9 protein-coding genes are annotated in these 9527 nt (G+C 39.2%); all 9 read left to right on the forward strand.

What is annotated here, in order from left to right; genetic code table 11:
- The first annotated feature begins 2 nt into the window (after nt 1-2).
- Nucleotides 3-974, forward strand: a complete 972-nt coding sequence (gene hemB, locus ACESSZ_RS08495; RefSeq protein WP_008689929.1) for a porphobilinogen synthase — start codon at nt 3-5, stop codon at nt 972-974.
- Between the two features lie 2 nt (nt 975-976).
- Nucleotides 977-2272, forward strand: coding sequence for a glutamate-1-semialdehyde 2,1-aminomutase (gene hemL, locus ACESSZ_RS08500; protein WP_008689928.1), 1296 nt, complete (start codon nt 977-979; stop codon nt 2270-2272).
- Nucleotides 2269-3501 carry a precorrin-2 dehydrogenase/sirohydrochlorin ferrochelatase family protein gene (locus ACESSZ_RS08505; protein ID WP_008689926.1) on the forward strand — a complete coding sequence of 411 codons (1233 nt, stop codon included), beginning with the start codon at nt 2269-2271 and terminating at the stop codon, nt 3499-3501. The genes hemL and ACESSZ_RS08505 overlap by 4 nt, the downstream gene beginning before the upstream one ends.
- A 214-nt stretch (nt 3502-3715) precedes the next feature.
- A complete protein-coding gene (locus ACESSZ_RS08510; protein WP_008689924.1) occupies nt 3716-4084 on the forward strand; it encodes a hypothetical protein in 369 nt (122 codons plus the stop codon).
- A 64-nt stretch (nt 4085-4148) separates the two neighbouring features.
- Nucleotides 4149-4922 (forward strand): histidinol-phosphatase HisJ family protein, encoded by a 774-nt coding sequence (locus ACESSZ_RS08515; protein WP_008689922.1) that lies wholly within the window; start codon nt 4149-4151, stop codon nt 4920-4922.
- Nucleotides 4923-4960: 38 nt separating this feature from the next.
- Nucleotides 4961-5509, forward strand: a complete 549-nt coding sequence (locus ACESSZ_RS08520; RefSeq protein ID WP_017144555.1) for a histidine phosphatase family protein — start codon at nt 4961-4963, stop codon at nt 5507-5509.
- Between the two features lie 207 nt (nt 5510-5716).
- Entirely contained in the window at nt 5717-6760 is a 1044-nt protein-coding gene (locus ACESSZ_RS08525; RefSeq protein ID WP_008689919.1) for a CobW family GTP-binding protein, read from the forward strand.
- A 9-nt stretch (nt 6761-6769) separates the two neighbouring features.
- Nucleotides 6770-7717, forward strand: coding sequence for a TIGR03943 family putative permease subunit (locus tag ACESSZ_RS08530; RefSeq protein WP_008689918.1), 948 nt, complete (start codon nt 6770-6772; stop codon nt 7715-7717).
- 192 nt (nt 7718-7909) lie between these two features.
- Nucleotides 7910-9527 (forward strand): Ig-like domain-containing protein (locus ACESSZ_RS08535; protein WP_499842752.1); only part of this gene is annotated, 1618 nt, incomplete at its 3' end.

The raw sequence follows: 9527 nt of genomic DNA on the forward strand, positions 1-9527 counted from the left end.
GCATGTATCGAGGTCGAAGATTAAGAAAAAACAGTGTCATCCGTGATATGATGAAAGAAACCAGATTGTCAGCAAAGGAGCTTGTTTATCCGCTTTTTGTGACGGAACAGCCAGATGTCAAACAGGTAATTCCAGCAATGCCGGGTGTGTATCATTATTCATTGGATCATTTGCATGAGATTTTAGATGAGATGGTAGAAACGGGTGTTTTATCCTGTATCTTGTTTGGTATTCCTTTACATAAGGATGCCTGTGGCAGCAGTGCATATGCACAAGATGGCATCATCCAGAAAGCGATTGCTTATATTAAACAAGAATATCCAATGCTTTATGTCATTGCGGATGTCTGCATGTGTGAGTATACAGATCATGGACACTGTGGCATCTTATGTGAAGATGGTCATGTAGATAATGATGTAACCTTAACCTATTTAAATAAGATTGCCTTAAGTTATGCAGCTGCTGGTGTTGATATGGTTGCGCCAAGTGATATGATGGATGGTCACATTGCATCTATTCGAGAATGTTTGGATGCACATGGCTATCAAGAAGTTGCGATTATGGGGTATAGTGCCAAGTATGCTTCTTCGTATTATGGACCATTTCGCGAAGCTGCACATTCTGCCCCAAGCTTTGGTGATCGCCGCAGCTATCAGATGGATTATGCCAATCAAGAAGAGGCAATGCGTGAGATAGCAGCAGATATTGAAGAGGGTGCAGATGTCATCATGGTGAAACCGGCTTTGGCCTATTTGGATATCGTAAAGATGGCCAAGCAACAGTTTGCGACACCTTTATGTGTATATAATGTCAGTGGAGAATATAGCATGTTGAAGTTGGCTGTAGCGCAAGGCTTAGTAAAGGAAGAAGTTATTTATGAAACCATGCTAGCCTTTAAGCGGGCAGGTGCAGATATTATCATCACCTATTTTGCTTTGGATATTGCAAAGCAACTTCGTAAAGGAGAGTGCTGAGCATGAACCATCAAAAGAGTGAGGCCTTGTTTGCCAAAGCTTGCCGCTATATACCGGGTGGTGTGAATTCCCCGGTGAGAGCTTTTGCGAATGTAAAAGAAATACCCTTGTTTGTAGATCATGCAGATGGTGCGTATCTATATGATGTTGATGGAAATGCCTATTTAGATTTTATCTGCTCCTGGGGGCCGATGATTTTAGGACATAATCATCCCTTATTGGTAAATGGTATGGAAGAGGTCATGTGCAAGGGAATCAGCTATGGCTTATGTACACCGGATGAGGAACATCTGGCAAAACTTATCTGTGATGCGTATCGTGGTATGGATATGGTACGTATGGTGAATTCGGGTACAGAAGCAACCATGTCTGCCATTCGCGTAGCCAGAGGCTATACCAAGCGCAATAAGATTATTAAGTTTGAAGGGTGTTATCACGGGCACAGTGATTGTCTGTTAGTGAAATCCGGCTCCGGTGCTTTAACCTTTGGCACGCCGACGAGTCCCGGTGTTCCTGAGGATATGGTAAAACATACACTGGTGTGCCGTTATAATGATCTGGCTTCCGTTAAAGAAGTGATGGAACAATATCCTGATGATATTGCGGCTGTCATCATTGAACCGGTTGCCGGTAATATGGGAGTCGTTGGCGCGAACGCTTCTTTTTTAGAAGGCTTACGGGCACTATGTGATGAATATCACAGTGTTTTGATCTTTGATGAAGTCATTACCGGTTTTCGTTTGGCATATGGAGGAGCTGCCCAATATTATGGAATTACTCCGGATATGGCATGCTTCGGTAAGATCATAGGTGCCGGCCTTCCGGTAGGAGCCTATGGAGGAAAAAAGGAAATTATGTCTTGTGTATCTCCATGTGGTCCTATCTATCAGGCAGGTACATTATCGGGGAATCCTTTGGCAATGCATCTGGGCACGCTATTATTAGACTATTTAAAAACACATCCACACCTATACACAGAGTTAGCAGATAAGGGACATTATCTGAAAACAGGTATAGAAAAATTGTTACAGGAAAAAGGATTACCTTTCCAAGTGCACCAATGCGGTTCTTTACTAACGCTGTTTTTTACAGATACAGCAATATCTTCTTATGATGAAGTGAAAACATGCTCGCAGGATATGTTTACCACATATTTTCATACCTTGTATGAAGAAGGCATCTTACTTGCGCCTTCTCCTTATGAGGCCATGTTCTTATCCGATGCACATACCAAAGAACAATTAGATTATGTACTAGATAAGATAGCACTTGCGTTAGATAAGGTCAAACGTCTATGAGCCTTTGTGTACAACTAGAGTTGAAAAATCGTAAGGTATTGATTGTCGGAGGCGGCCATGTGGCATTAAGAAAAACAAAATTATTTTTGCGCGAAGGTGCTAAGGTAACCATCGTTGCATCAGATATCTTAAAGGAACTGTATGCTTTGGCACAATGTCATAAGCGTGCATTTACACAAGATGATGTTCTTGATGCTTTTTTGGTGGTGGCAGCAAGCAATGATGCTGAGGTGAATGGAAAAGTGCGTCAGGCTGCCCAACAGGCAAATGTCTTATTTATGAATGTGGAAGCTGATTCGCAAAGTGATGTACATGCCATGTCTTATATAGAGGATGCTTATTATGCTCTTGCCTTCACTACCAAAGGGAATTCCCCTTGCTATGCAAAACAGGTCTTAGAATCGTTTAATGCACAGCTTAAACAACATCATGTACCATATCTTAAAGCTTTAAAGACGCTGCGCGCAGCCATTTTGCGACATGTCAAAGATGGTGTGAAAAAGCATGCATTATTAGAGGAGTTGATGACGATGGAGCTACCTTTGCTACAATTTTTAGCAAAGGCTTATCTGCAACAAAGGGCATGTGTCTTGGTGTATCATGGTGTGACAGGGGAAAAAGCTCAAGAAGAAATCGCGTTGCTGCTACAAGAACTATCTTTACATCAGCCAGCCATGGCTTTTGGTTATGCTTATCTTTCAAAGCGAATTTTATCGCAGGTAAACGATGAGCGAACAGCAGTATTTTCTTGTAGAAAGCTACTTGCTTTCTTGCAGGATGTATCAATACCGGTACAGGTGGTTCCTATGTTTTTGCAGGAAGGGCACTTTTATGAAGAAGCAAAGCAACTTGCATATGAATACCATGCTTCCATCTTACCCTTACCTTATGCAACAAAAGATAAACTACATGCATTACTTCAGCATTTGTATGACACTTATCATAAAGAAGGTACAAAATTGCTTATCACTTTTCATGCCAGTGAGGATTCACACTTCGAAAAACGCTGTCACGCCATTTGTGCAGAAATGAAGGATATGACTTGTTGCGATGAGAAGCAAAGCAAACAATTAGAAGAAACGATTCAAAGCTATCCATTATATATGTTATATGGTAAGCATGCTTCGGCTGCCAGCACGAAACGGATATCCTGTATGAGTGATAAAATTTTACGTAAACAGTTGTTTGATCATATCATGAGCATGTTGCAAGAGAAAGCTACAACTTAACCATTTATGGTTTGTCATGAGAATTGCATATCCTTTTGATGATAATGGAATAAAAACGCATCAATTCATTTAAAATTCAAGAAACTCCTCTTGTCGGAATACTATTTCTATTGTATAGTAAACATAGCAAAAGATTTTTTATAAGATGTGAATAACCTATGCAAAAGGCTGCATAGTATATAGTAAATCATAAGAATATTGGAGGAGTTTTTTCATGAAATTAAAACACGATCATATGTTGGCACAATTGTGTCATTTTGGTTTCCGCTGTGAGGAGAAGACAGCGGATGGTTTTCTGCGCTATTCCAGACGTATTGGCGATCTTTTAATTACGGTTGCGAATGGTCAATTTGAAAATAAGATTCGTCTTTCTATGCTGGAAGATAAGGAAGGACATATCCGTACCTCTTATCATGATTTGCATGCTTACACGGATTTAATAGGGGCATTGGCACAAGCCGGTATGCTTTTGGAAGAAAGCTATGTCTTGCATCATCATGAAGAAGATCATGCCACTGTTTATGATATGCATGAGAATCCATTAATTGCATTTCCTAAGAAACCAGAAGGGTTTATGATCTAAACAAAGGGTTTGCAATCTCTTTTTATTAACAGTATAATGATGGAAATAAAAAGGGGTGAGCATTATGATTGATGGACATACACATTTAGAAAATGGGCCATTGACACCTGATTACTGTATGGAATTTATCGAGGCAGCAGTGGCAAAAGGGATAGATACTTTGCATATACTGGATCATACACATCGCTTTATTGAATTTGCGCCGATGTATGAACCCTTAAAGAAGGCCGATCCCAGACAAAAAGCATGGTTTGAAAAAAAACAGTTAGAGCCTTTACAAACCTACTTTGATTTAATCGCTGAAATGAAGTCAAAACAGCTTCCTATTGAAGTAAAATTTGGCTTAGAGGTTTGTTATGCTCCCAGGGATAAAGCATTTTTAAAAGATTTGTTACAACAATATCCCTACGATTTTCTGATTGGAAGCATTCATTCCATTGATGGTTTATTGTATGATATGGAAGCATTTTCCCGGGAAATATTATGGGATAAATACGATACAAACGCGATTTATCAGCGATATTATGAAATTATGGAAGATATGATATGCAGTGGTTTATTTACGCAAATCGGACATCCCGACCAGTTAAAGTTATTCCATTATACACCTACGATGGATATGACACCGATATATGAGCGGATTGCTGCTTTAGCAAAACGCTACCATGTTCAGATGGAAAATAATACAGGTATTTATTATCGCTATCATCATGAGGATATGGGGACGAATGCTGCTTTCCTTAACATTTTGAAGCAACATGGTGTGGACATCATAACTGCCAGTGATGCACATCGTAGTGAACATGTGGGGATGTATATAAAAGAAATAAGTGAATGAGCCTTTCCATAGGGCTCTTTTCTCTGGAAAGGATGTATATGAGTTTATATTTTGTAAGACATGGTCAAACCGATTGGAATCAGCAAGGGAAATTGCAGGGAAGAAGCGATATTCCTTTAAATGCTATCGGTATTCAACAGGCAAAAGATACGAGCAGGTTACTAAAAGATGTATCTATTGAAAAGATTTTTTGTAGTCCGTTAACGCGGGCCATGCAGACAGCGGCCATTTTGCAGGAAGTCACAAAGTGCGATATCGTATATGATGACCGTTTAAAAGAGCGCTGCTTCGGTGATTTGGAAGGTAAGAAGATGAATACCATCACAACATACCTTTGGGATTTCCAAGCATTACCTTGCCCGCATGCAGAAGCAATGGATGCTTTCTTTCAACGTGTGCAGGAGTTTCTAAAAGAAATTACCACAGATCTTAGGACACATGATTATTTGATCGTAGCTCATGGAGGTGTATATCTGCCGGTACATGAATATTTTAAAGGATTACAACGTGAACAAGATCTGATGAAGATTGTGCCTAAGAATTGCACCCTAACTAAATTTGATGCATCACTCAGTATTCTTGTTTAATATTGTAAGGATGTTTTAATTGCCAATGAACCTATGCAATCGCATTGGTTTTTTATTACGATTGTATAAACATCCTTTCTGCAAGAGCAAATGTGCAATGGATACAAATGAATCTATCACAATAATGGTAGTTCACAGAAAGGCTTTCTGGTGTTATACTTACCAATGTTGGGAATCCTAGTATATAAGATAGAAAGGAAGGTAGCTATGACAAAAATTGATATTATTTCCGGCTTTTTAGGAGCAGGAAAGACAACTCTGATAAAGAAACTGTTACAAGAAGCATTTGGAAAAGAAAAGATCGTCTTAATTGAAAATGAGTTTGGTGAAATCGGTATTGATGGCGGCTTTTTAAAGGATGCCGGTGTGGAAATTCGGGAGATGAATTCCGGCTGCATTTGTTGTTCATTAGTCGGTGACTTCAGCGAAGCATTAAAGAAAGTGATTAAAGACTATACACCAGATCGCATTATTATTGAACCAAGTGGCGTTGGAAAACTATCCGATGTCATTCAGGCAGTGCGCGGCGTTGCGGAAGAAATGCAGGTGCAGATGAACAGCTTTACGACAGTTGCGGATGCTTTGAAGTGTAAGATGTATATGAAAAATTTTGGTGAGTTCTTCAATAATCAAATTGCTTATGCTAATACGATTGTATTAAGCCGTACGCAAAACTTAAATGAAGAAAAGCTACACGACGTTATTCATGCGTTAAGACATGAGAATGAACATGCGCATATGATTACAACACCATGGGAAAAACTTGATGGCAAGGAAATCTTACAGGCTATGGAACAAAGTGATGATCTGGCGAAAGAATTATTAGAAGAAAGTGCAATTTGTCCAGAATGTGGGCATCATCACGAACATGGTGAGCATCATCATCACGATCATGAACATGACCATGATCACACCTGCAGTTGTGGACACGACCACGATCATGACCATGAACATCATCATCACCATCACGCAGATGATGTCTTTACCAGCTTTGGCAGCGAAACGGTGAAGAAATTCAGTCAGGAAGAGTTAACAGCTATCTTAAACGCATTAGCTGATGAAGAAACCTATGGAATGATCTTACGGGCAAAAGGCATGTTAGAAAGTGATAAAGGGGAATGGCTATATTTTGATATGGTACCTCAAGAACATGAAATTCGTATTGGTGCGCCTACCTATACCGGACGATTCTGTGTCATTGGCTCTAAGTTAAATGAAGATGCACTGAAACAGCTGTTTCATGTAGAATAGGAGATCTTTATGACAGTACCTGTATATTTATTTACCGGTTTTTTAGAAAGTGGAAAAACCTCTTTAATCAAAGATACCTTACTGGACCCTGGGTTTAATACGGGTGAAAAAACGCTATTATTGGTATGTGAAGAAGGTATGGAAGAATATGATGAGGATTTTCAGAAAAAGACCAATACTGCCATCGTCACTGTGGATAAGTATGAAGATCTGACCTATAAATTCTTAAAAAAATGCGATAGCATGATAGAACCAGAACGTGTAATGATTGAATTTAACGGAACATGGAATCTGACCAATTTCCTTGATACGTTAGATTTTCCATATGACTGGTTGTTGGTTCAACTTCTTTCTACCGTAGATGCCTCTACCTTTGAAATGTATCTAAACAATATGCGCTCGATGATTTATGAACAATTGGTGCATTCTGAAACGATTATTTTTAATCGTTGTGATGAAGATACCAAGAAACTCTATTTGCGGAATAATATCAAGGCTATTAATAAAGGCGCACAGATTATTTATGAAATGAGAAATGGGGAAATCGCGGAACTTGGCGAAGAGGATATGCCATTTGATCTGCATGCAGATATTTTACAAATCCGCGATGATGATTATGGCTTATGGTATATGGACGCCATGGAACATCCGCAAAAATATGATGGCAAAATTGTAGAATTGAAAGGAAAAGTCATTTCGACACATGTAGATGATATTCCTAATGCTTTCGTATTTGGCCGTTTTGCGATGGTTTGTTGTGCAGATGATACATCGCTTATCGGCTTATTGGTACACTATGCATCTTCAAATGCGCTTTTGCCGAAAGAGTGGGTAAAGGTTCGCGCTAAGGTGAAACTTGAGTATGATGAAGAATATCAAGGAAATGTGCCTATTTTATATGCAGATGATGTAACAACGGTGGATGCATTAGCGGATGAGTTTGTTTATTTCAACTGATTTTTCATGAGGTATACTTTATAAATGATCATAAGGCATTAGCAAAAGAAGCGAATGCCTTTTTTAATTATATACTAGCGCAATATTACCTAATTTTCTGTTTGATTTAAACTTCTTAAGGTTTCCTTTCAATGCGCTTTTTTGCCTTTTTTTGTGTTATACTTCTAATAAAAGGTGAAGGAGGGTATGCAGTTGAAAAAATTATTTGTGGGATGTTTAGCGATAGCCTTGTTAATTAGTAATATGACGGTCGTATCCGCACAAACGGCTACTGATACGACACAGGAAAAAACATCCACTTTTGATGGTATAGAAATTGTTACGGGCGAAACCTATCAACCGGTTTCTGAAGGTAAAAATACAATGAAGAATGTAGCTATGGGAGATACGATGGAAAAAGGAAATTTGTATCGTTCTGCCCGTGTTGCAGACCCTTATTGGGAAGAAGGGAAATTCTATGATGGCTATGGCACTTTATTGTATGGCGGAAATGCAAAGAAAATCATAGATGTTTCAGAATGGGAAGGAGTAATTGATTGGGAGAAGGTAAAAGCATCCGATGTAGATGGTGTTATCTTACGTGTAGGCTATGGGAACCAAATGATGGATAAACAGTTCTTGCGAAACTTAAAAGAATGTAATCGTCTGGGGATTCCTTATGGTTTCTATTTATACAGTTATGCGTATGATGCGAATTTTGCATATGCTGAGGCACAAGGATTGCTTGAAATGTTAAAGGGACAGGATCTTTCCAATCTGGCTTATCCAATTTTTTATGATATTGAAAACTTTGGAACATGGTCAGAAGATGGTGTTACCTACCATACTCCATCAACGATTGCGGCATATGAAGAAATCATTGCCACCTTTATTGCGCATATGAATGAGGCTGGTTATCATGGCAAGGTTCAAGTTTATTCCGGTCGTTATTATACACAAACGAAACTTAATTCGGAAAAGATTTTACCTTATGTTTCATGGATTGCCGAGTATGGTCCTAAATTGAATTATGTAAATACGTATTATGATGGAGAAGTGGCATGGCAGTATACGGAGAAAGGCAGTGTGGATGGTATTTCTTATGATGTAGATATCAGCAGTTTTGCCGATGATGCTATGCATGTCATACTTCCTTCAAGCATTCAATTATCAGCTTCTACTGCAACACTTGAAACAGGACTGACCAAAAAAATCAATGCCAGCGTGTATCCTACAGGTGCTTACGATGCATTGTCATGGACAAGCAGCAATCCAAAGGTTGCACAGGTAAGCAGCAATGGCACGATTACCGCAGTGGCATCGGGAAGTGCAGTCATCACGGCAAAGACAGCTAATGGAAAGACGGCTTCGGTAAATGTGCTTGTAAAGACGCCAACGGTGAAATTATCAGCCATTTCTAAAACAATGTATCGTGGGGAAACAACTAAGCTAACAGCGACATCCAGTAACAAAAAGCCTGTATCTTGGACAAGTAGTGATCCTACGATTGCCAGTGTAGATAGCAATGGAACAATTAAGACACTAAAAAATGGTACGGTGAAAATCAGTGCAAGTGCTAATGGTGGTAAAGCTACATGTACCATCACGGTGAAAGAGCCAATTCAGATCAGTGCAACAACTTCTTCTATTTATCGTGGTAAAACAACGACATTAAAAGCAATACCGGCATATAGTACGACAATTACATGGATGAGCAGTAATCCATTGATTGCGACCGTAAGTTCTAATGGTGTAGTCACCGGTAAGAAAGCAGGAACGGTAACGATAACGGCCAAAGCGTTTGGCAAGAGTGTTACAAAAACGATTAAGG

Source organism: Eubacterium sp. 3_1_31 (genome assembly GCF_964249515.1).
In the GTDB taxonomy this organism is placed as follows: domain Bacteria; phylum Bacillota_I; class Bacilli_A; order Erysipelotrichales; family Erysipelotrichaceae; genus Longicatena; species Longicatena caecimuris.